The following is a 21,035-nucleotide window of genomic DNA, read 5'->3' as shown; positions in this document are numbered from 1 at the left end:
CGATATGCCAGAAAATCGCTTATCCAGTGGGTAGGACTCACCCCGCCCCCATCCACCCAAACCTCCGCGACAACCTCAACGTCGCCGCACACAGCGTCTGCGCGGGCCCGCCCGTCGCGTCGCTGTCGAAGCTGCCGCTCGGTCCCATCAACGCGAGCACGAGGCAAATGCTGCCTGTGTGGTCGAACACGGGCGCGGCCAGCGTGTCGATGCCGGGCACCGGCCGGCTCAGTGCACTGTCCATGCCGCCCGCGCGAATCTGCGCGAGACGCTGCGCGTACGCTTCCTTCAGCTTTGCTCCGTGCTTGTCCGCAAGAGCATCGGCAGCGTTCGCACCCGCTAGCCGCAAATGATCCTGCGCGAGCAGACCAGCACGCACATCGTCAGCCACATAGGCGGCGAACACGCGGCCGATCGCCGTATTCACCAGCGACATGACCGTCCCCACCCGCAAGCTCACATGCAACGGTCGCGCCGATTCCTCCAGCCGCACGACGGTCGGCCCAAGCGGACCGAGCACCGCCATCGCGACGCTCATAGCCGTCGATGCCGCCAGTTCGACCACTTCCGGCTCGGCTTCGCGCGTCGGCGAAAGTCGCTGCAGGCCGATCAGACCGAGTTCGAGCGCAAGCGGCCCGGCTTCGAAACAACCGGACGCATCGCGGCTCAGCAAGCCGATTTTCAGCAGGCTCACCAGATGCGGGAACGCTTTCGCCGGCGGCATCCCGGCTGCGGCGGCGAGATCGCGCAATGTCAACGGCCGCGCGGCCGCGACGAGCGCGGCCAGCAGGTCGCCGGTGCTGTCGAGCGACTGAATGCCGCGCTGCGGCTTCGCATCGGCGGAAGCGGGCGGTAAAGAAGAGGTATCGGCAGGAGCGGTCACGGTGCGGTCGATACAAGCAGGGAAGATCCGGCGCCAAGCTCACCGCCGATGTCGCGAGCCGCCGCGAGTAACGCGCGAGCGACGGGACCATCGGCGGCCACGTCGATTGCGCCGGTCGAGCCGATCACCGTCAACGCCAAGGCCAGACGACCGTCGTGAGCGAACACTGGCGCGCTCAGGCTGCTGATGCCCGGACTCGGCGCGTCGACGCTGCATTCCAGGCCGCGCGCGCGAATCCTGTCCAGCACCGCCTGAAAAACGGCGTCTTCGCCCGGTTTGGTGGACGTGCTTTGCGCGGCGCCCGACTGATTCGCCCACATCGTGTCGAGCGTCTCGCGCGGCAGATAGGCGCAAAACACGCGCCCCGTGGACGTGGCCGGCAGCGACATCACCGTGCCCACATGCAGATTTACATGCAATGGAAATCCCGCATGTTCGTAGCGGACGATGGTCGGCCCCTGCGGCCCCGCAATACAGATCGCGACGCTGAATCCGATCGCTTCGGCCAACGCGGCCACGCGTGGCACGGCCGCGCGAAATGCCGGTTGATTCTCCAGATGCAACAAACCCAGGCGCAACGACAGTGGACCGGGCTCGTAGCGGCCGGAGAGTTCATCGCGCTTGATGAGGCCAAGGCGGCTCAAGCTGACCAGATACGCGTGCGCCTGGCCCGGCGCGAGTTCGGCGGCGGCGGACAGGTCCGACAGTGCCAACGGTGCGCGCGCCCGCGCCAGCGCGAGCAACACCCGGCCGCCGACTTCGACGCTTTGAATGCCGCGCTGCGTCTTGCTGCCGTCCGTCATCTGGCTGCCGCCCGTGCCTTTGCTCGGGGCTGGTTTCGCTGCTTTGCCCACGCCTGTGTTCGTCCGAAAAAGCATCCATGTTAACCGAAGCCCAGCGAAGCCCAGCCGCAAACCTCGCTGTTCACACCCTCCATCTTAGAGGTCGGGAGATTTGCGTATAGCGATAGATTTCGCTATTGACAAATAAACTGACGCGGCCATAAGATGCATTCACCCCGATACACCGGCGCAGTCACAGAGTCAAAAACGGGGCGAGACAACCTTCAATACCGCCAGCCCGCGCCGAGGCGCGCCGCCGGCCGTCTCGCCTCACGTCCAACTTTTGAGGGAGACAAGCATGGCAAAGGCATTCGCATCCCAGGCCGATCTGGAAGTCAAGAAAGTCACGTGGACGCAATTGTCCGAGAACGCGTACGCGTACACGGCGGAAGGCGATCCGAACTCGGGCGTGATCATTGGCGACGACGGCGTGCTGATCGTCGATACCACCGCAACGCCGGCCATGGCGCAAGACCTCATCGCGAAGATTCGCAGCGTGACTGACAAGCCCATCAAATACGTCGTGCTTTCGCACTATCACGCGGTGCGCGTGCTCGGCGCGTCGGCGTATTTCGAGGAAGGCGCGCAGGAAGTCATTGCGAGCCGCGGCACATACGAGATGATTGTCGAGCGTGGCGAAGCGGACATGAAGTCGGAGATCGAGCGCTTCCCGCGTCTCTTCGCCGGCGTCGAAACCGTGCCGGGCCTGACTTGGCCGACGCTTGTGTTCGAAAAGGAAATGACGCTGTTCCTCGGCAAGCTCGAAGTGCGCATCGCGCATCTTGGCGCGGGTCACACGAAGGGCGACACGGTGGTGTGGCTGCCGTCGCAGAAGGTGCTGTTTTCCGGCGATCTCGTCGAATACGACGCGGCCTGCTATTGCGGCGACGCCCAACTCGAACAATGGCCCGCCACGCTCGAAGCATTGCGCGCGCTCAATGCGGAGAAACTCGTGCCGGGCCGCGGCCCAGCGCTGACCACGCCCGAAGATGTCAACAAGGGCCTCGATTACACGAAGGATTTCGTCACCACGCTGTTGCAGCAAGGTCGCGAAGCCGTCGCACAGAAGCTCGATCTGAAGGCCGCGATGGCGCACACGCGCAAGGCAATGGATCCGAAGTTCGGGCACGTGTTCATTTACGAACATTGCTTGCCGTTCGACGTCTCGCGCGCTTTCGACGAAGCGAGCGGCATCACGCATCCGCGCATCTGGACTGCGCAGCGCGACAAGGAAATGTGGGACGCACTGCAAGCCTGATCTGCATACGAATAGAAGCTAATAAAAGCAGGCAAGCACAGCAGAGCAAAGCGGAGAAGGACGGAGACACGAGATGAGCATCAACTACCAGACACTGTCGTTCGAATACCGGCCGTGCCGCGAACAGAACGTGCAGGACATGCACAGCGGCGCGGAGCAGACGGCCTATCCGGTAATCGTGGTCGGCGCGGGCCCGGTGGGCCTCGCCACGGCGATCGACATCGCGCAGCAGGGCGTGCCGGTCGTACTTGTGGACGACGACTGTTCGTTGTCCACGGGCTCGCGCGCGATCTGCTTCTCGAAGCGCTCGCTCGATATTTTCGATCGGCTCGGATGCGGTCAGCGGATGGTGGACAAGGGCATCAGCTGGAATGTCGGCAAAGTGTTCCTCAAAGACGAACTCGTCTATTCGTTCAATCTGCAGCCGGAAGCGGGCCACCATCGGCCCGCGTTCATCAACTTGCAGCAGTATTACGTCGAAGGCTTTCTGCTCGAACGCGCGCAGCAAATGCCGAACATCGAGATTCGCTGGAAAAGCAAAGTGGTCGGCGTGCAACAAAGCGGAACGCCGGGAACGTGCGACGCAGCGGTGACGTTGACCGTCGACACGCCCAACGGTCAGTACGCGTTGCGCGGCCGCTATGTGGTCGCCGCCGATGGCTCGCGTAGTCCGATTCGGCATCTGATGGGACTCGACAGCAAAGGCGTCACATTCAAGGATCGCTTCCTGATCGCCGACGTGAAAATGGAAGCGGACTTTCCGACCGAGCGCTGGTTCTGGTTCGATCCGCCGTTTCATCCGAATCAATCAGTGTTGCTGCATCGTCAGCCGGACAACGTGTGGCGAATCGATTTCCAGCTTGGATGGGACGCCGATCCGGTGCTGGAAAAAACGCCGGAGCGCGTCATTCCACGTGTGCGCGCATTGCTCGGACCCGATGCAAAGTTCGAACTGGAATGGGTCAGCGTCTATACGTTTTCGTGTTTGCGCATGGAGCGCTTCCGGCACGGCAACGTGCTGTTCGCGGGCGATTCCGCGCATGGCGTGTCGCCGTTCGGCGCACGCGGTGCAAATAGCGGCGTGCAGGACGCGGAAAACCTCGCATGGAAGCTGGCGATGGTGGTCGAGGGCAAAGCATCGGACGCGTTGCTCGACACGTATGCAAGCGAACGCGAATTTGCCGCCGACGAAAACATCCGCAACTCGACACGCGCCACCGATTTCATCACACCGAAGAGCCCCGTGAGCCGCGTGTTCCGCGACGCTGTGCTGAAGCTCGCGCGTCATCATCCGTTTGCGCGGCAACTGACGAACAGTGGCCGCCTGTCGGTGCCCGCAGTGTTGAGCGACTCGCCGCTCAATACGCCGGACATCGACAGCTTCGAAGGCTCGATGGTGCCGGGCGCTGCCTGTGTTGATGCGCCAGTGCAGGCGGCGCGCGAACCGGCGTGGCTGCTCGCTCATCTTGGCCAGCAATTTACTGGCGTGCTGTTCTGCGACGAACATGGCATCGACGCGCAAACCGAAACTGCGTTAAATGCCCTTCGCACAGGCGCGATTCCTTTGAAACTCATTGTGGTCACGCGTGGCGACGCACCGACGCCCGCGATAGCGGAAGTGAAGATTGTGCGCGACGCGGAAGGCCTGGCGAGCGCGCGCTACGACGCGCAACCGGGAACGTTCTATCTGATCCGGCCGGACCAGCATGTATGCGCGCGCTGGCGGCGGCTCGACGCGCCCGCGGTGGAGAACGCGTTGAAACGCGCGTTGTGCGTGGAAGGCACGGCCTGAAAACACCGCACGCGTAGCGATAAACAGAATCTGGAGACACAACATGGCACTGAACACGCAACCGAATCTCGCGCGTCCGGACGATTTCTACGAGGCGCTGATCGACATGCATCGCGACCTCGACGACGCACAAAGCCAGTCGGCGAATGCGCAACTCATTCTGTTGCTCGCCAACCATATCGGCGATCACGCGACGCTGCTCGAAGCGATCCGGCTTGCACGCGAAGGCGTGGCTGATGCAGCGACGCAAGGCGGCGAGACTCATCCGCTCGCTGCGTGATCCACCCTGCATGTAGCGTGAACGCGCGGCCGGCTCGTCAGGTCGCGCGCACTTCATCACGACCGTAGGGCGGTTCCGCGCATTCGCGCGCCGTCACCCCAGCAGATAACAACGCGGTGCATCAAGACGCCGGACCCGTGGGTCCGTCGGACCCTTCACGCCTCATGTTTGGAGATAACCGATGAGTCAATCCTTTGCCCCCGCGCTCGAGCCGAGTTCAGGCACTGCCGCGCATGACGATCTGCTGTATCGCAAAGTATCGCTGCGTATCATCCCGTTTCTGTTTCTCTGCTATGTCGTGTCATTTCTGGATCGCATCAACATTGGCTTCGCGCAATTGCAGATGAAGCACGACCTCGGTTTCAGCGACGCCATGTACGGTCTCGGCGCCGCCGTGTTCTACATCGGCTATGTGCTGTTCGAGGTACCCAGCAATCTCCTGCTTTCTCGATTCGGCGCACGCCGCACGTTCACGCGGATCATGCTGCTCTGGGGCGTGGCGTCGGTCGGCATGATGATGGTGTCGACGCCCGCGCATTTCTATGTGCTGCGCTTCATGCTTGGCGTCTTCGAAGCGGGCTTTTTTCCGGGCATCGTGCTGTATCTGACCTATTGGTATCCGGCGCGGCGGCGCGCGGCCGTGCTGTCGGTTTTCTTCGCGGGCGTCGCGGTTGCCGGCGTGCTCGGTGGCCTGGTGTCGGGCTGGATCATGCGTGATATGGGCGGCGTGCTCGGTCTGTACGGCTGGCAGTGGATGTTCGTGATCGAAGGCGCACCCGCCGTCCTGCTTGGGCTGGTCGCCGCGTTTTATCTCGTCGACGGCCCGCAGCATGCAAAATGGCTCACCGCTGGCGAGAAAGCGCAATTGATCGCCCAACGCGATGAGGACCGCACGGCATCGTCGCATTCATCACACTCGTTCATGCAGGCTTTGCGCAATCCGCGCGTCTACCTGTTCGCGTTCATCTATTTTTCGTTGACATGTGCGTCGTTGACGCTCAGTTTCTGGATGCCGCTGATGATTCGCGACTTCGGCATTCGCGATGTTCTCGCAATCAGTCTTTACAGCGTCATTCCGAATGCAATCGGGGCGGTCGGTCTGGTGTTGATCGCGCGTCATTCCGACCGGCGGGCAGAGCGTCGCCGGCATTTCGCGGTATGCACGATTGGCGGAGGCATTGCGCTCTCGCTTTTGACGCTGCATTTAAGCAGTTTTCCGGCGATGCTCGCGATTCTGTCGCTCGCTACGGTGCTGATCTTCTCTGCGCTGCCGATCTTCTGGACCGTGCCTTCGAGCTATCTGTCAGGCGCTGCGGCGGCGGGCGGCATTGCGTTGATCAGCAGCATCGGCATCACGAGCGGCATTGTCAGCCCGTGGGTGATCGGGCAGATCAAAACACACACCGGCAGCATGGATAGCGCGCTTTATCTGCTCACCGGATTGCTCTTCGCGAGTGGTGTCGCGCTATTGATCGGCGTGCCGAAAGAGGCAAAGAGGGCGTAAGGTCCGGCCGCTCCGAAGAGAAGCCATCATGTAGAGTCGCGGTAATTCCATTGCGCTCAATTCTTCCGATGCCTGCCACCGTCGAACCGCTTCCGCTTCAGCATCAAGGCCCGCCCGACGTTTCGTTGTGGCGGGTCGATCTGTGTTTCGACGCGTCGCTCGATGCCGTGGTGTTCGCGTCCCTCAGCCAAGACGAGCGCGAAAGAGCGCACACCTTCCGCCGCCGCGAAGACGCGCTGCGCTTCGCCTCGACCCGCGCGGCGTTGCGCGAATTGCTCGCGCAACGCATGGGCGTCGAAGCTCATGCCGTGCGCTTCGCACTCGATGCAAACCGGCGCCCACGGCTCGCGGATTCGACAGCGCCCGATTTCAACGTCTCCCATGCGGGCGCCTTTGGTTTGATCGCGATGTCTGATGTGCGGCGCGTCGGCGCCGATATCGAACAGCACAGCGACAGGTTCGACTGGCGTTCCATCATGAAGTTAACGCTCGATCCAGACGAGGCTGCGTGGATCGAGCGCCTCGATCCTTCCGAACAGATGGCTGCGTTCTACGACGCATGGACGGCGAAGGAAGCGCTCGTCAAAACAACAGGCGTGGGCATCACGCGAGGGTTGCAGCATCTCGCCGTGCTGCCGCGCGAAGGCAATCGCGTGATGCTGCGCAATGCCATTGCGCACGCCATGCGTGAGATAGCCGCGCAATGGATAGCGGCGCCGCATGGCTATGCAGCGTGCGTCGCGTGGTCACTGGCGCCGTTGCTGCCGCCGCTTGCGCAGTAACCGCGGGTTGTCGGTGCACGCTTTGCCGCGCGCCACAATGCAACTAACTGTCAGCCCCGCACCCCGTCTCCCGATATGATGACGTTGCGCGACAAAGCCGAGAACCACAACCGCTTAGCAGCAATGCCTCTCCATCCACACTAGCCCATGCCGACAAACCCGTCCGACGCTGCCGCATCCTCCATGGCCAACCACGCGGTGCAGCGCGTTCCTATGTTGATGCTGGCAGCCGCGTTGTCGTTGGGAAGCGCGATCGCGCTGGGCCTCGCGCGCTTCGCCTACGCGCTGCTATTATCGTCGATGAAACTCGACCTCGGCTGGACCTTCGCTGAAGCCGGGGCGATGAATACCGCGAATGCGCTTGGCTATCTGCTCGGCGCGCTGGCTTTCCCACGACTCGCGCGTCGCTGGCAGGCAGACAAACTGTTCGTGGCCGGCTGCGTGGCCACTGCGTTTCTCATGGCGGCCAGCGGCCTGCTTGCCGACACCAATTCGCTGCTCGTGTTGCGCGTGATCACTGGCGCGAGCAGCGCTGCGGTTTTCATTAGCGGTGGCGTGCTCGCCGCGCGGCTTGCATCGGCGAGTCCGCGCGATGCGGGCCTCGTTCTGGGCTTGTATTACGGGGGCACGGGATGGGGCATTGTCGCTTCGTCAGTACTGGTACCGTTGACCATTCTCAACCGCGTGCATGGCTGGCAGTTTGCCTGGTTTGCGTTGGCTGCCGCATGCGCGGCATTCAGCGTTGCCGCCGTCGGCGCGGCGCGCAAGATCGAGGGCGTGCACGCGGTGGCGGCACCGGCGCACCTGGCTAATACAGACGACGCCCCGCGCTGGCCGCAGTTCGTTCGTGCGCTCGGCGGCTATGCTCTGTTCGGCGTCGGCTATATCGGCTACATGACGTTCATTGTCGCGTTGTTGCGCAACGCGGGCATGAGCGCCACAGTCGTCACTGGTTTCTATCTGTTGCTTGGTATCGCGACGGTGCTTTCCGCGCGCCTGTGGTCAGGGCTGCTCGACCGCATGCGCGGCGGCCAGGCGCTCGCCGTGCTCAATGCGTTGCTTGCGGTGGCGACACTGTTGCCCGCGCTGTTCACGCAACCGTGGATCGCGTTTGTATCGGGCGCGCTGTTCGGCGCGACGTTCCTGTCCGCCGTTGCATCGACGACGGCGTTCGTGCGCCACAACCTGCCGACAAGCCACTGGGCAAAAGGCATCAGTGCGTTCACGATCGTCTTTGCGTTCGGACAGATCGTTGGGCCGATGGTGATCGGCTGGGTGTCCGACGGAGCAGGTCTTGCTCGCGGCCTCATCTATTCCGCGCTGTTGCTGGCGGGCGGCGCTGTGCTCGCCGCATGTCAAAGACCGCTGCGCCAGAATTGAATGCGTACATTGAATGCGAGCGGCGGCGCGTTATACCTGCACCGACGGAATGCTCTTCATGCAGCGCAGCGCAAACATCGAGCGGCTATGACGAATGCCCGCGATCTTGTATAGCTTTTCGCGCAGGAAGCGCTCATAACCCGCGGTGCCATCTACAGCTACCTTGACCAGGTAATCGTAATCGCCCGACACCAGGTACGCTTCGAGGACCTCGGTGAGTGTCGCGAGTTCGGCGCCGAAGCGCGCGAGCGCATCGTCGTCGTGACGGTCGAGCGTCACTTCGAGCAGCACGATATCCGCAAAGCCGAGCTTCTGCTGATCGAGCAGCGCGACATAGCCGCGAATGTAGCCTTCGTTTTCCAGTTGACGTGTGCGATTCCAGCATGCGGTGGTCGACATGCCGACCAGTTCAGCCAGCTCCGCATTGCTTAAGCGCGCGTTCTTTTGCAGCGCGCGCATGATCCTGCGGTCCTGATTGTCCAGCGCGCGATTTTTGGGGCTCATGGCCGGCTCGGAAGGTTGTTCGTCCAACTCTCATTCTATCGGAAGAACGTCCTAAGAGTCGCTACACCGCGTGTCGCATTCGGAAGCCTATCCAGAGCGGCGGCCGGTATATTTTCAGGGTGCATTCGTGCCCGGGACAACCGTCAGGATCGCCGACAAGCCGGCGCCACTCGCGGCCACAAGCTGCTACGGGTATAACGCTGCTTTTACCGAAGGCGGCAAGAGAGAAACTGCGACGCTACCGTATCGCAGAGAAGGCTCGCTCGGACACGAATGCATGTACCGCCAGGAGCATCGAAACCGCAATCAAGACCCGCATGAAAAAACGCGCGGCCACATAGGGGCCGCGCCACGGGATAGGTTTCGAGTGATCAATGGAAGATGAGGTACAGAATTACCAGCACGATTACCGGAACACCGAGAAGCCAGCCAAGTAGGTAAGGCATGATGTATCTCCTTTCGTATCGGGTTGGAACACGAAAGAGATTGAGCATCTTGCGTGCCCGGGTATCCGTGATCGCTGCATGGCGGCGCCCGGCATGCGCGAAAGTCCCATAAATCAAGGCAAATTCTCGCGCAACACGATGCTGAACTGCACCGGCTTCACGTCGCTCATTGCATCGCGCTTATCGCGCACGTTGCGGAAAATCCGCAAACAGTTTCCCACCATTGCCTGCGGAGTCTGTGTGATCAATGCGTCCATTGTTCCGTCGATTAGCAAGGCTCGCGTGTCCGGCGTCAGGCCGTGCCCTACGAAAAGAATCTTCTGTTCCGAGCGCGCTTCGACGATAGCGCGCGCCACGCCATCCGATCCGCCGCCACTGTTGTAAATGCCGGCGAGGTCCGGATGCTGCTCCAGCAGCTTGCGCGTCTGCACATAATTGCGCTCGCTATCATCCTGCCCTTCGCGCAGTCCAATTACGCGCACTTGCGGAAACGTGGATTCGATCAGATGAAGAAAGCCGATCTCGCGTTCTTCATGTCCGCGATAGTTCAGGCTGCCCGCGAGCATTGCTATCTTTCCGCTGGGCCGCGGGCCCATGAAACGCCCGAGCAACAATGCGGCAGTGCGTCCCGCTGAACGATTGTCGATACCCACGTAAGCCAGCCGCCGCGCATTCGACAGATCAGAAATTAGCGTAATCGCGGGCACGCCCTGGTCGGCCAGCGCATTGACTGCATCGCGCACCACAGGATGCTCGAGCGCCATGAACACGACGCCATCCGCGCGTTGTCCGTAATGCAGCAGACGGTCGGCCAGTTCTTTAGGGTTGAAACTTTCGACGTAATGCACGCGGCACTTCATGTCGAGCGCATTCCATTGATCGTGCGCGAAGTCGATATAGTCACCCAGCATGTGCAGATAGCGATTCGTGCCCGCGGGCAGCAGAAACGCGATGCGCATGGGTTTGGAGGCGCGCGCGGCAGGCGCTTCTTGTGTGAGCAGATAGCCGAGGTGCGCAGCCGCCTGCAATACACGCTGCGCGGTGACGGCGCGCACGCCTTCGCGGCTGTTGAGCACACGATCCACTGTGGCGGTGGAAACGCCCGCAGCGCGCGCGATATCCGGAATGCGGGCGCGTGCAGCGGTGGTGAGGTTAACCGGATCGGCCATAACCGTCCTTCGCAGAGTGGAGTCCATCAAAAACCATCAGGTTCGCGGTTTGACAGCGATTGCCGCGCACGCCTAGTCTTGCAGCTATCACTCGACAACTCAACGCACCTGATCGGAAGTCAGCGCGTTGCCAGCAAGTGATGATGTTTTTTGATGGATTCGACAGTCACATCAATTATAAGCAAGGAGACGCTCAAATGACCAACCTCGCGAGACGCGCGTTGCTGCGTGCCGCAGCCGCCGCGCCGGTGGCCGGCGCCCTCGGGTTTCCGGCGATCGTGCGTGCTGCATCCGGCCCGGAGTTCGTGTTCAAGTACGGCAATAACCTGCCGCTTACGCATCCACTGAACGTTCGGGCGCAGGAGGCGGCCAATCAGATCCGCGAGGCGTCGAAGGGGCGCATGGAGATCCGTATATTCCCGAACAACCAGCTCGGCGGCGATACGGACATGCTTGCCCAGGTGCGCAGCGGCGGCATCGAAATGTTCACGCCCTCCGCACTCGTCGTATCGACGCTCGCGCCGTCGGTCGCGATCAACGCCGTCGGCTTTGCGTTCAACGACTACAACCAGGTATGGGCTGCGATGGACGGCAAGCTTGGCGCATATGTGCGCGCGGCGATGCAGAAGGCCGGACTCGAATCGTTTGAAAAGATGTGGGACAACGGCTTTCGTCAGACGACCACCAGCAACGGACCGATCACGAGCGCGCAGAACATGCGCGGTCTGAAGATTCGTGTGCCGGTGAGCCCGCTTAGCATCGACATGTTCAAGGGACTCGGCGCCGCACCGACCAGTTTGCAATTCAGCGAAGTGTATTCGTCGCTGCAAACGCATATTGTCGATGCGCAGGAAAATCCGTTGCCTATCGTTCAGGTCGCAAAGCTCTACGAAGTGCAGAAGTATTGCTCGCTGACCAATCACATGTGGGACGGCTACTGGTTTGTACTGAATCCGCGCGCATGGCAGCGTCTGCCGAAAGACCTGCAAGGCATTGCGAGCGACGCGTTCAATCAGTGCGCGTTGAAGCAGCGCGAAGATGTGCGCAAGCTCAACGACGCGGCTGTCGCCGATCTGCAAAGCAAGGGTCTTGCGATCAACCGGCCCGCGCCTGATTCGTTTCGCGCGGCGCTACGTCAAGCGGGTTTCTACGCGCAATGGAAAGACAAGTTCGGCAATCAGGCGTGGGACCTGCTCGAGCAATCGGTCGGCAAACTGGCCTGATGCAGCGCCGCGCGGGCAAGCATCAGACGACGCGCGGCGCCCGGCCGCGAGGAGATAGCAGCATGTCGAATCACGTATTGAACGCAGCGGAAGCGGCTGTGCCGCTGCCGACGGTGAGCACCCCGCGCCGCTGGCTGAAGGTGCTCGACCGCGGCCTGATTTCGGTCGTCGAAGTGTGCGCGGCGTTGCTGCTTGCTGTGGAAATCGTAGTGATGCTGGCGGGCGTGGTGTCGCGCTACGCTTTGCACCAGCCTCTGGTGTGGTCGGATGAACTGGCCGGCATCCTGTTCCTTTGGCTCGCCATGTTAGGCGCTGTTCTCGCATTGCGACGCGGCGAACACATGCGTATGACCGCGCTTGTCAGCCGGTTATCGCCGGAGCGTCGCGCCTTTGTCGATACGCTTGCCATTGCTGCGTCGGTCGCATTGCTGGCGCTGCTGGTTGCACCCGCTTATAACTACGCGTCCGGCGAAGCGGCCATCGTCACGCCTGCTTTGCAGATCAGCAATGCCTGGCGTGCGTTTGCATTGCCGATAGGCGCCGCGCTGATGTTGGTCGTCGGCGTGATCCGGCTCGCGCAGACTTGCCGCATGCGCGACGTTGTTATCGTGCTCGTGATCGCGGCGCTCGTCGGCGCAGCGGCGGCGTTGGCAGGACCGTGGTTCCAGACGCTCGGCAAGGCGAATCTGATCATCTTCTTCGGAGGCGTGGTTGCAATCGGCATCTTCTCCGGCGTGCCAATCGGTTTTTCGTTCGCGCTGGCCACGTTCGGTTATCTCGGCCTTTCGACCTTCACTCCGCTGGAAGTGGTCGTGGGGCGCATGGACGAAGGCATGTCGCATCTCGTGCTGCTGGCGGTGCCGCTGTTCGTCTTTCTCGGCCTGCTGATCGAAATGACAGGCATGGCGCGCGCGATGATCCAGTTCCTCGCGAGCCTTGTCGGCCATGTGCGTGGCGGTCTGTCGTTTGTGCTGATCGGCGCGATGTATCTAGTGTCCGGCATCTCCGGTTCGAAAGTGGCGGACATGGCAGCAATCGCGCCCGTGTTGTTCCCGGAGATGAAAAAGCGCGGCGCGTCCGAGGGCGACCTCGTCGCCTTGCTTGCCACCACCGGCGCGCAAAGCGAAACCATTCCGCCGAGCATCGTGCTGATTACGATTGGCTCTGTCACCGGGCTTTCCATTTCCGCGCTCTTTACTGCTGGCATGTTGCCGGGCGCCGTGCTTGCGATCATTCTGTGCGTCGTCGTGTGGTGGCGCTATCGGAAGGAAGACTTGAGCGGCACGCAGCGCTTCAGCAAGCGGCAGATAGGCCGGCTCTTCATTGTGTCGCTGCCGGCGCTGGCGTTGCCGTTCGTGATCCGGGCCGCGGTGGTCGAAGGCGTCGCAACTGCCACGGAAGTGTCGACCATCGGCATTGCTTACTCCATGCTGATCGGCCTTCTCATCTATCGCCGTTTCGAGTGGCGACGCCTTCCCCGCATGCTCGTCGATGCAGCCACTTTGTCCGGCGCGATTCTGTTCATTATCGGCTGCGCCACCGCAATGGCATGGGCGCTCACGCAATCCGGCTTCTCGCAGGACCTTGCGCAATGGATGGGTGCAATGCCCGGTGGCAAATACGGTTTTCTCGCGGTGTCGATCGTGGTGTTCGTGATGCTCGGCAGCGTGCTCGAAGGAATTCCGGCAATTGTGCTGTTCGGACCATTGCTGTTTCCCATCGCTCGGCTTGCGGGCGTGCATGAGGTTCACTACGCAATCGTGGTAATTCTCTCGATGGGTGTGGGCCTCTTTTCGCCGCCGTTCGGTGTCGGCTACTACTCCGCGTGCGCGATCAGCAAGGTCAGTCCCGACGCGGGCATTCGTCCTATCGTCGGCTATATGGGGGCGTTGATCGTGGGGCTGATTGTCGTTGCCGCGATACCCTGGATTTCAACCGGCTTTCTCTAACCGCTGTCTATCCGTTCGACCTTCGGGCGCTGCATTTCCGCCGCGCCGGGGAGTCGCTCGTCTATCAATATTTGCTGCGTGGGGAGAATTTCATGAGTCGTTTCTTTGGCGAGATTCGTCAAGCGGGGTACGTGGTGCGCGATATCGAGGCCGCCATGGATTACTGGAGCCGCGTGCTCGGTGTGGGACCGTGGTTTTACAACGAACGTGTGCCCATTGAAAACTACACCTATCGCGGGCAATCATACGAAGTTCATAACTCCGTTGCGCTGGCGAACTCCGGGCCGCTTCAAGTCGAACTGATTCAGACAAGGAACGAGGCGCCCTCCATGTATCGCGATTTTCTCACTGCCGGCAATACAGGGCTTCAGCACAACGCTTACTGGACCACTTCGTTCGACGCCGACCTCGCGCGTTTGCAGCAGCAAGGCTTCAAGGTTGCGATGAGCGGCGAAGTCGGCCGCAATGGCCGCTTTGTCTACTTCGATACTGAGGATCATCCGGGGACGGTCATCGAGCTCTCGGAGATTGCGGGTCCTAAGGGCAAGCTCTTCGACATGATCTACGCAGCCTCACGCGATTGGGACGGCCGTGAGCCGGTGCGCCGCTTCCCGGATTTGAGCACGCTATGACCGACGCACAGCATCCGCATGGCGGCGATCGCGATTCGCTCGAAGCCGACTATCTGATCGAGACGCCGCTCGATCCCGCGCGCGTCGCCGAGATCATGGCGGGCGAGCAGTCGAGCGGGACTTTCGTGCGCGTAGCCAACGAAACCGACGCGTTGCGCGCGCGAAGCCGCGCGAGCGTGCTGCGCATCGACGAACTGGAGCCCGCGGCGCAGCCGAGTCTCCATAGCTCATGGCTCGCGCGCCAGGGCGCGCGCGGACCCTGGCGGCGCGCGCGCGTTACGCTGTCTTTTCCGCTTGCCAACATCGGCGCCAACTTGCCGACACTCGCCGCGACCGTCGCGGGCAACCTGTACGACCTTGGCGAAGTCACCGGCATGCGGCTATTGTCGCTGCGTTTGCCGGCGTCTTATCGTGCGCGCTTTGAAACTCCGCGGCATGGCGTGAAGGGTACGCGTGCGCTGACACAGGTAGCCGACGGGCCGATGATCGGCACCATCATCAAACCGAACGTGGGGCTGAGTGCGGAAGAAACCGCGGCACTGGTGCACGATCTCTGCGAAGCAGGCGTCGATTTTATAAAGGATGACGAAGTAAGCGCCAACCCCGCGCATGCGCCGCTCGCGGAACGCGTGCGCGCGGTCATGTCTGAAGTGCGCCGCTACCGCGAGCGCAGCGGCCGCCAGGTAATGGTCGCCTTCAATATTACCGACGACCTCGACGCCATGCGTCGTCACGCGGAACTGGTGGAGCGCGAGGGCGGCGCGTGTGTGATGGCGAGCATCAACTGGTGCGGCTTTTCCGCTATTCAGACGTTGCGTCGCGCCACGCCGTTGGTGCTGCACGCGCATCGCAACGGCTACGGCATGATGTCGCGCGATCCGTCGCTCGGCATATCGTTTCAGGCTTATCAGACGCTGTGGCGTCTGGCGGGCGTCGATCATATGCATGTACACGGCCTCGCCGGCAAGTTCGCGCAAAGCGATGACGAGGTAATTGAGTCGGCACGCGACTGCGCGGCGCCGCTTGCCCCAGGCTGCGATGACACGGTATTGCCGGCGTTTTCTTCAGGACAGTGGGCAGGCACCGCCCAAGCGACGTTCGATGCAATGCAATCCACCGACTTGCTGTTCATGTGCGGCGGCGGCATCCTCGCGCATCCCGATGGCCCCGCAGCCGGTGTCACGAGTGTGCGGCAGGCATGGGCCGCGGTACAGGCGCGCACGCCCGTGCCGGTCTACGCGGAGCGCATGCCGGAACTGCGGCGCGCGCTCGAGTTTTTCGGCGGCCGCGGGTGAACTCACACGACGACCCCAAGAGCAGCGGCGAGACCGGCGGCGGCCCGCAATACGCGTTTTACGGCGACGATTTCACCGGCGCGACCGATACGCTCGCGCATCTCGCACGCGCCGGCTTGCGCACCATGCTGCTATTGGCGCCACCGGACGCAACGCATCTGGGAAAGCTCGGCCCGCTCGATGCGATTGGCGTGGCGGGCGCCGCGCGTACGATGTCGCCCGATCAGCAGCGGGTCGAGCTCGCACGTGTCGGTCAGGCGTTTGCCAAACTCGGCGTACGCGTGATGCACTACAAGGTGTGTTCGACTTTCGATAGCGCGCCGGGAACGGGCAGCATCGGCGTAGCGATCCGCACGTTGCGCAACTATTGCGCGAACCCGCTTGTTGCAGTGATTGGCGGACAGCCCAATCTGGGGCGCTATTGCGTGTTTGGTGAGTTGTATGCAGCGGCCGGCGCTGACGATGGCGAATCGTCCATCTATCGGATCGATCGTCATCCAACCATGAGCCGGCATCCCGTTACGCCGATGAACGAGGCGGACCTGCGCGTGCATCTGCAGCGACAGGGCGTGGATAACGTGCAGTCCATCGACTGGCGCTGCTATGCGGCAGGCGACGCCGCGCTGCAAACCGAGCTGCAACGCCGGCTCGCTTTGCGGCCCGACGCCGTGCTGTTCGACGTGCTCGACGATTCGCATCTTCATGCGATTGGGCGCTTGCTGGCGCATCAGGCGAGAAGCGCCGCGCCGCTCCTTGCGGTAGGCGCGAGCAGCGTGGCGCAGGCGTATGCCTCCGCGCTTGGCCCATCGGCTGCGAGTGAAGCAGCGCCGCAGCGCGAGCGGTTGGCTCGTGCACGCAGTCCGGTATTCGCGCTGGCCGGCAGCCTGTCGCCGTTGACCGAGGTGCAGATCCGCGCCGCGCATTCATATCGCCGCATTGAACTGGACCCGCTGCAGATGACAGGTGAATCAGCACACGGCTATCTAATGGCGCAAGTGGCAGCAATCGCCGATGCGTTGGGCAATGGAAGCAATGTACTGGCCTTCACGTCGCGGCGCGAACCGGGCTCTATTGAATCGCCCGGCGCGTTACCGCAACTCGCTCACGCTTGCGCGGCATTGCTGAGGCAAGTGCTCGACGCGGTGAAGTTGCAGCGTGTCGGCATTGCGGGCGGTGACACGTCGAGTATCGCGGTGCGAGCACTCGGCGCATGGGGTTTGTCGTATCTTGCGCCGCTGTCGGCCGGCGTGAGCGTGTGCCGTGTCCACGCCGACAGTCCGCAACTGGATGGTATCGAGCTGATGCTCAAAGGCGGCCAGATGGGCGAGATAGATCTATTCGAAAAACTGCTCGAAGGTCATGACGACAACGAGCATACCGGCCTTTAACCATTGTCGACGAATCCCGGATAGAGCGTCATGCCGCCGTCGACAAACAAGGTGGTGCCTACAACATAGTCGCTTTCATCGGATGCGAGCCAGACGGCAGCCTTGCCGATGTCTTCCACTTCGCCTACCCGGCCATAGGGGATCAGTTCCAATAGTTTGTCGCGCGCCGCGCTCGTGTCCCACGCGTCCCGATTGATCTGCGTGCGAATCGCGCCGGGCGCAATCGAATTCACGCGGATGCGCTCCGGCGCCACTTCCTGCGCGAGTGACTTCATGAACATCTGAATCCCGCCCTTCGACGCGGCGTAGTTAACATGTCCGGCCCACGGAATCACCTCGTGGACCGAACTCATGCAGATGATCTTGCCAAGCGCTTTCGATACCGATGTCGGCCCGCGTCGACGGAATTCTTTTACGGCTGCCTGGGCGGTGAGGAATTGCCCTGTCAGGTTGGTGGCCAACACCGTTTGCCAATCGTCTAGCGTCATTTCGGCAAAAGCGCTGTCCTTCTGCAAACCCGAATTGGCGACGACGATATCCAAAGTGCCGAAGCGAGCGCGGCAGGCTTCGAACATCGCATCGATATCAGCGGGATTCGATACATCGGCCTTAACCGCGATTGCAGCGCCGCCTGACTGATTGATTTCATCGGCGAGCTTCTCGGCCGATTCAGCGTGCGAATGATAATTCAGAGCGACGGACGCGCCCGCATCGGCGAGCGCCTTTGCAACGCCATAGCCAATGCCCGAGCTTGCGCCCGTGACCAGTGCGAATTGATTGGCGAGTAACTTTTCCATCGCAATTCCTCGGGGTTGAACGAGCATTTCGTCTATGTACGAATATAGCGAGGCCGCCGGATTTGCGCGCAGTTCACTGCATCGCGATCCGGCGGCCGGGCCTGCGTGGACTTATTGAGGATGTGACCGCGTTACGGAACGGCTATACCACTCCGGCGACCAGCAGCACGATCACGACGATCAGCACGACACCGAGACCACCCATTGGTGCATAGCCCCATGAACGGCTATGCGGCCACGTCGGCAACGCGCCAATGAGGAGAAGAATCAGCACAACCAGAAGAATAGTTCCCAACATATATGACCTCCGCTTGGTTGATGGAGCTGCCTTTCGGTGGGCCTCGCACTTTAGATTGTCGTGCGAGGGACCAGGCAGCGTCGTGAACCTGTGGGAGCAAGCGTCGTGCCCAGCGCGGAAAGAGGCGGTCGCCGTGTTGGCTACGCTCACATTGCGGTCGTAGGTACGCTCCTGATGCGCGAAGCGATGATGTCCGCAATGAACGCAATGGCGAGCGCGACAGCGCCAAATGCAAAGATCAGCGCGTAGTTGTTATGCGAGTGCGAGAACAGATACGAGTAGCCATAACCACCGAGCGCCTGGAACAGCGCAAATGCGGTCGTCGCACGGCTCCACGAGGCCCGTTGCTCGGTGTGATCGTGCGGCACCAGTTCGTGAATGCGACCGAGCGCGAGCGGCACGATGCCCGGCGTGAAGATGCCGAGAATCACAGTCGCCAACCCAAGTACCCATGCATTGCCGGAAAGCGCGAGCATGGCAACGGCCGCCGCTTGCAGCAGCAGTGCAACGCGATAAGCCTTGCCGTAACCGATACGATGCGCAACGTTGCCCGCGATGACGGGTCCCACGATCGCGGCAAGCCCATAGAGCACCCAGTAGTCCGCGCCAATTGCCGCGCCTCGACCGAGGCCGCGCGCCACGTAATCGACGAGCAGGATCATTGCCGGCACGAGTCCGAGCGCGTTCGCTGCGTATTGCGCATACAGCACACGCAGCCCGAGATTACTGGCGTGTGAAGCGTGACCATTGCCGGCTGCTGCAACTGGTGCAGGCGGATTCGTCGACGGCCAGCCGAACCAGCTCACCGCGGTCAATGCGAGCGCGACTGCGCCAAGACCGAGCCATGCCGTTCGCAGCCCGAAGTGCAGCAGCTCGGGAATGAGCGTTCCAGACGCTGCAATGCCAAGACCCAGTCCGAGAAAGATCATGCCGCTGACAAAGCCGCGGCGCGGCGCGGGAATGTGCGGAAGAATCGAAGTCGCGACGAGCACCATGATCGCGCCGCCGGAGATGCCCGAAAGCAGACGCCACGCGAAGAACCAGCTGATCGAGAGCGGATATGCGCAGGCGAAGAAGGCCGCGGTCACAACAGCCATCAGCAGGCGCAGTGCGGTGCGGTTCGATAATGCCGACGCAAGCGGTCGGCCGATCAACGCACCGATCAGATAGCCCGCGAAGTTGGCGGCGCCGAGTGTCACTGCTTGTGACGACGTGAACCAGTGCGCCTGAATCAGTGACGGAATCAGCGGTGTATAGGCAAAGCGCGCGAGTCCAATTGCGACGAGGCTGCCGCACAGCCCGGCGAGCGTCGCGTAGAGCGAACGGGCGTCGAGCGATGTAGAGCCCGAAGAGGTCAATGAGGGCGCTGAAGACATGACGATTCCTTTACCGGCCAACGTGCTTAACGTGGTGTCGGCTGTAGGTGAAAATGCGATGGTGTGCGCCCCGTTAGGCGCGTGACTTAGACGCCGCTGGGTTTGGCCGGTAGCGGGGGCAAGCCAAGAAGCGCGAGAGCGGTTGCGGCAGCGCTCGTCAGCACATCTCGCTGCGGATCGACCCGCGCTAGCACGCGCATGCCTAGCACTGTGGCGAGCAGATGAGTGGCGGCGTCGGCGGCGGAAACGTTGGCCGCGATTGCGCCGCTCTTTTGCGCCGCGAGAAGGCAACGATAAAAGAACTCGCGAATCTCGGCGATCTCGGTCGCGACGAGCTTACGAAATGCTTCGTCCTCCGATGAAATTTCCAGCGCCGAATTAACCAGCATGCAGCCGCGTTTGTTCGGATCGGAGACAGACCGCTCGATTGTTTCGTCGAAGAAACCTGTAATGGCTTGGGCCGGCGGCACGGTGCTCTCGAAGCGCCTGATCCGCTCGCGCAGCGTGCAGTCCAGGTAGTGCTCGAGCGCGCGCAGATACAGCCCGCGCTTGTCGCCGAATGCGTTGTACAGGCTCGGCTGGGTGAGACCCGTCGATCTGACCAGATCGCGTGTGGAAGTCGCTTCGTAGCCCTTGAGCCAGAAGGTCGCGCTTGCTGCTTCGAGCACCTCTTGCTCGTCGAAACCACGGGGTCGCGCCATGATCAATGTCCTTTGCCGCCTGCCTGGCGGGTTCTGTATCGTGCGATATAGAACGGGATTATATATCGATCGATACAGAACGCAAGGGCAATTTTAGAGAGCGCGTGTCGGGACCGCCGCGCCCCGCCAGCAGGCGCGCGGCGCGGCGGTTTCCAATTGCGGACATCTCAAGCGTCCTACAGATAGGTGCCTTTAATGCGCCCCTCGAAGATGGCGGTGTTGACGTCGAAGTCGTCGACGTGGCCCGAGGCGCCGCCGTCGACTGTGACGACGACGGAACGGCCCCCGCGCACGAGTTTCATCTGCTCGGCGTCGAGCGTGGCTTCCTCGCGCGCCGCGTCCGCGCAGCGGGGCAGGTCCTTGATGATGACGGTGGATTTCATGGCGATACTCCTTGAAGAGGGCGGGCGAGCACGGCAGGGTGCTCGCATCTGTTTCTGCAAGGTATATGCCAATTTTGGTTCGGTGAACGCGGAAGGTGTCGTCTCTTCGGCAACGCAGCGCCAGGCAACGATGTGCGTGGCACGGCCGCGAGA

Annotated in this window: 20 protein-coding genes; 11 read left to right on the top strand and 9 right to left on the bottom strand. The window is 61.9% G+C overall.

Annotated features, from left to right (window positions below):
• Positions 1 to 37: 37 nt before the first annotated feature.
• Together JMY24_RS19895 and JMY24_RS19890 are read right to left on the bottom strand one after the other, a co-directional pair.
• Complete coding sequence (locus JMY24_RS19895; RefSeq protein WP_201702726.1) at positions 38 to 883, bottom strand: IclR family transcriptional regulator; 846 nt, start codon at positions 881 to 883, stop codon at positions 38 to 40.
• Positions 880 to 1,761, bottom strand: a complete 882-nt coding sequence (locus JMY24_RS19890; RefSeq protein WP_128596172.1) for an IclR family transcriptional regulator — start codon at positions 1,759 to 1,761, stop codon at positions 880 to 882. The genes JMY24_RS19895 and JMY24_RS19890 overlap by 4 nt, the downstream gene beginning before the upstream one ends.
• 262 nt (positions 1,762 to 2,023) lie before the next feature.
• Here JMY24_RS19890 and JMY24_RS19885 point away from each other — a divergent pair, with 262 nt between their 5' ends.
• From JMY24_RS19885 to JMY24_RS19860, 6 genes are all read left to right on the top strand, one after another.
• Positions 2,024 to 2,983 (top strand): MBL fold metallo-hydrolase, encoded by a 960-nt coding sequence (locus JMY24_RS19885; RefSeq protein ID WP_027778167.1) that lies wholly within the window; start codon positions 2,024 to 2,026, stop codon positions 2,981 to 2,983.
• Positions 2,984 to 3,056: 73 nt separating this feature from the next.
• On the top strand, positions 3,057 to 4,775 hold the full coding sequence (locus JMY24_RS19880) for an FAD-dependent oxidoreductase (protein ID WP_128596173.1): 1,719 nt from the start codon (positions 3,057 to 3,059) through the stop codon (positions 4,773 to 4,775).
• 43 nt (positions 4,776 to 4,818) lie between these two features.
• The gene (locus JMY24_RS19875; protein ID WP_128584087.1) at positions 4,819 to 5,055 is read left to right on the top strand and encodes a DUF2783 domain-containing protein; all 237 of its coding nucleotides are present in this window, start codon (positions 4,819 to 4,821) and stop codon (positions 5,053 to 5,055) included.
• Between the two features lie 181 nt (positions 5,056 to 5,236).
• Positions 5,237 to 6,559, top strand: coding sequence for an MFS transporter (locus tag JMY24_RS19870; protein WP_128596174.1), 1,323 nt, complete (start codon positions 5,237 to 5,239; stop codon positions 6,557 to 6,559).
• Positions 6,560 to 6,627: 68 nt separating this feature from the next.
• Complete coding sequence (locus JMY24_RS19865; protein ID WP_128596184.1) at positions 6,628 to 7,341, top strand: 4'-phosphopantetheinyl transferase family protein; 714 nt, start codon at positions 6,628 to 6,630, stop codon at positions 7,339 to 7,341.
• A 183-nt stretch (positions 7,342 to 7,524) separates the two neighbouring features.
• Positions 7,525 to 8,721: a YbfB/YjiJ family MFS transporter gene (locus JMY24_RS19860; RefSeq protein ID WP_328809231.1), complete on the top strand. Its 1,197-nt coding sequence runs from the start codon at positions 7,525 to 7,527 to the stop codon at positions 8,719 to 8,721.
• A 30-nt stretch (positions 8,722 to 8,751) separates the two neighbouring features.
• On the opposite strand, the gene JMY24_RS19855 is transcribed toward JMY24_RS19860, so the two are convergent.
• Entirely contained in the window at positions 8,752 to 9,225 is a 474-nt protein-coding gene (locus JMY24_RS19855) for an Lrp/AsnC family transcriptional regulator (protein ID WP_027778161.1), read from the bottom strand.
• Positions 9,226 to 9,784: 559 nt separating this feature from the next.
• The gene (locus JMY24_RS19850) at positions 9,785 to 10,840 is read right to left on the bottom strand and encodes a LacI family DNA-binding transcriptional regulator (RefSeq protein WP_128584081.1); all 1,056 of its coding nucleotides are present in this window, start codon (positions 10,838 to 10,840) and stop codon (positions 9,785 to 9,787) included.
• Between the two features lie 197 nt (positions 10,841 to 11,037).
• Here JMY24_RS19850 and JMY24_RS19845 point away from each other — a divergent pair, with 197 nt between their 5' ends.
• The 5 genes from JMY24_RS19845 (at position 11,038) to JMY24_RS19825 (ending at position 17,327) form a co-directional block, all read left to right on the top strand.
• A complete protein-coding gene (locus tag JMY24_RS19845) occupies positions 11,038 to 12,063 on the top strand; it encodes a TRAP transporter substrate-binding protein (RefSeq protein WP_020068817.1) in 1,026 nt (341 codons plus the stop codon).
• Positions 12,064 to 12,125: 62 nt separating this feature from the next.
• Entirely contained in the window at positions 12,126 to 14,012 is a 1,887-nt protein-coding gene (locus tag JMY24_RS19840) for a TRAP transporter large permease (RefSeq protein ID WP_128596176.1), read from the top strand.
• 92 nt (positions 14,013 to 14,104) lie between these two features.
• Positions 14,105 to 14,644, top strand: coding sequence for a VOC family protein (locus tag JMY24_RS19835; RefSeq protein WP_087753039.1), 540 nt, complete (start codon positions 14,105 to 14,107; stop codon positions 14,642 to 14,644).
• Positions 14,641 to 15,939, top strand: a complete 1,299-nt coding sequence (locus JMY24_RS19830) for a ribulose-bisphosphate carboxylase large subunit family protein (protein WP_128596177.1) — start codon at positions 14,641 to 14,643, stop codon at positions 15,937 to 15,939. Before JMY24_RS19835 ends, JMY24_RS19830 begins: the two co-directional genes overlap by 4 nt.
• Positions 15,936 to 17,327: a four-carbon acid sugar kinase family protein gene (locus tag JMY24_RS19825; RefSeq protein ID WP_236597459.1), complete on the top strand. Its 1,392-nt coding sequence runs from the start codon at positions 15,936 to 15,938 to the stop codon at positions 17,325 to 17,327. The genes JMY24_RS19830 and JMY24_RS19825 overlap by 4 nt, the downstream gene beginning before the upstream one ends.
• Here the strand turns inward: JMY24_RS19825 and JMY24_RS19820 are convergent.
• From JMY24_RS19820 to JMY24_RS19800, 5 genes are all read right to left on the bottom strand, one after another.
• Positions 17,324 to 18,124, bottom strand: coding sequence for an SDR family oxidoreductase (locus JMY24_RS19820; protein WP_128596179.1), 801 nt, complete (start codon positions 18,122 to 18,124; stop codon positions 17,324 to 17,326). The two genes, JMY24_RS19825 and JMY24_RS19820, sit on opposite strands and share 4 nt — an antisense overlap.
• Before the next feature lie 142 nt (positions 18,125 to 18,266).
• A complete protein-coding gene (locus JMY24_RS19815) occupies positions 18,267 to 18,422 on the bottom strand; it encodes a DUF3309 family protein (protein ID WP_128584074.1) in 156 nt (51 codons plus the stop codon).
• A gap of 146 nt (positions 18,423 to 18,568) precedes the next feature.
• Positions 18,569 to 19,798: a YbfB/YjiJ family MFS transporter gene (locus tag JMY24_RS19810; protein WP_128596180.1), complete on the bottom strand. Its 1,230-nt coding sequence runs from the start codon at positions 19,796 to 19,798 to the stop codon at positions 18,569 to 18,571.
• Positions 19,799 to 19,884: 86 nt separating this feature from the next.
• The gene (locus JMY24_RS19805; protein ID WP_128596181.1) at positions 19,885 to 20,499 is read right to left on the bottom strand and encodes a TetR/AcrR family transcriptional regulator; all 615 of its coding nucleotides are present in this window, start codon (positions 20,497 to 20,499) and stop codon (positions 19,885 to 19,887) included.
• A gap of 176 nt (positions 20,500 to 20,675) precedes the next feature.
• Positions 20,676 to 20,882: a hypothetical protein gene (locus tag JMY24_RS19800; RefSeq protein ID WP_128584071.1), complete on the bottom strand. Its 207-nt coding sequence runs from the start codon at positions 20,880 to 20,882 to the stop codon at positions 20,676 to 20,678.
• Positions 20,883 to 21,035: the final 153 nt, after the last annotated feature.

Origin of the sequence: Paraburkholderia kirstenboschensis, assembly GCF_904848585.1 — a bacterium.
In the GTDB taxonomy this organism is placed as follows: Bacteria; Pseudomonadota; Gammaproteobacteria; order Burkholderiales; family Burkholderiaceae; genus Paraburkholderia; species Paraburkholderia kirstenboschensis.
The sequence above is the reverse complement of the archived record's forward strand: the minus strand, read 5'-3'. Positions and strand labels throughout refer to the sequence as shown.

What these genes read in the sequence shown, in the direction of transcription:
- JMY24_RS19890 (WP_128596172.1), bottom strand. Translation starts at nt 1,761, where the DNA reads ATGCTTTTTCGGACGAACACAGGCGTGGGCAAAGCAGCGAAACCAGCC.
- JMY24_RS19885 (WP_027778167.1), top strand. Translation starts at nt 2,024, where the DNA reads ATGGCAAAGGCATTCGCATCCCAGGCCGATCTGGAAGTCAAGAAAGTC.
- JMY24_RS19880 (WP_128596173.1), top strand. Translation starts at nt 3,057, where the DNA reads ATGAGCATCAACTACCAGACACTGTCGTTCGAATACCGGCCGTGCCGC.
- JMY24_RS19875 (WP_128584087.1), top strand. Translation starts at nt 4,819, where the DNA reads ATGGCACTGAACACGCAACCGAATCTCGCGCGTCCGGACGATTTCTAC.
- JMY24_RS19870 (WP_128596174.1), top strand. Translation starts at nt 5,237, where the DNA reads ATGAGTCAATCCTTTGCCCCCGCGCTCGAGCCGAGTTCAGGCACTGCC.
- JMY24_RS19865 (WP_128596184.1), top strand. Translation starts at nt 6,628, where the DNA reads ATGCCTGCCACCGTCGAACCGCTTCCGCTTCAGCATCAAGGCCCGCCC.
- JMY24_RS19860 (WP_328809231.1), top strand. Translation starts at nt 7,525, where the DNA reads ATGGCCAACCACGCGGTGCAGCGCGTTCCTATGTTGATGCTGGCAGCC.
- JMY24_RS19855 (WP_027778161.1), bottom strand. Translation starts at nt 9,225, where the DNA reads ATGAGCCCCAAAAATCGCGCGCTGGACAATCAGGACCGCAGGATCATG.
- JMY24_RS19850 (WP_128584081.1), bottom strand. Translation starts at nt 10,840, where the DNA reads ATGGCCGATCCGGTTAACCTCACCACCGCTGCACGCGCCCGCATTCCG.
- JMY24_RS19845 (WP_020068817.1), top strand. Translation starts at nt 11,038, where the DNA reads ATGACCAACCTCGCGAGACGCGCGTTGCTGCGTGCCGCAGCCGCCGCG.
- JMY24_RS19840 (WP_128596176.1), top strand. Translation starts at nt 12,126, where the DNA reads ATGTCGAATCACGTATTGAACGCAGCGGAAGCGGCTGTGCCGCTGCCG.
- JMY24_RS19835 (WP_087753039.1), top strand. Translation starts at nt 14,105, where the DNA reads ATGAGTCGTTTCTTTGGCGAGATTCGTCAAGCGGGGTACGTGGTGCGC.
- JMY24_RS19830 (WP_128596177.1), top strand. Translation starts at nt 14,641, where the DNA reads ATGACCGACGCACAGCATCCGCATGGCGGCGATCGCGATTCGCTCGAA.
- JMY24_RS19820 (WP_128596179.1), bottom strand. Translation starts at nt 18,124, where the DNA reads ATGGAAAAGTTACTCGCCAATCAATTCGCACTGGTCACGGGCGCAAGC.
- JMY24_RS19815 (WP_128584074.1), bottom strand. Translation starts at nt 18,422, where the DNA reads ATGTTGGGAACTATTCTTCTGGTTGTGCTGATTCTTCTCCTCATTGGC.
- JMY24_RS19810 (WP_128596180.1), bottom strand. Translation starts at nt 19,798, where the DNA reads ATGTCTTCAGCGCCCTCATTGACCTCTTCGGGCTCTACATCGCTCGAC.
- JMY24_RS19805 (WP_128596181.1), bottom strand. Translation starts at nt 20,499, where the DNA reads ATGGCGCGACCCCGTGGTTTCGACGAGCAAGAGGTGCTCGAAGCAGCA.
- JMY24_RS19800 (WP_128584071.1), bottom strand. Translation starts at nt 20,882, where the DNA reads ATGAAATCCACCGTCATCATCAAGGACCTGCCCCGCTGCGCGGACGCG.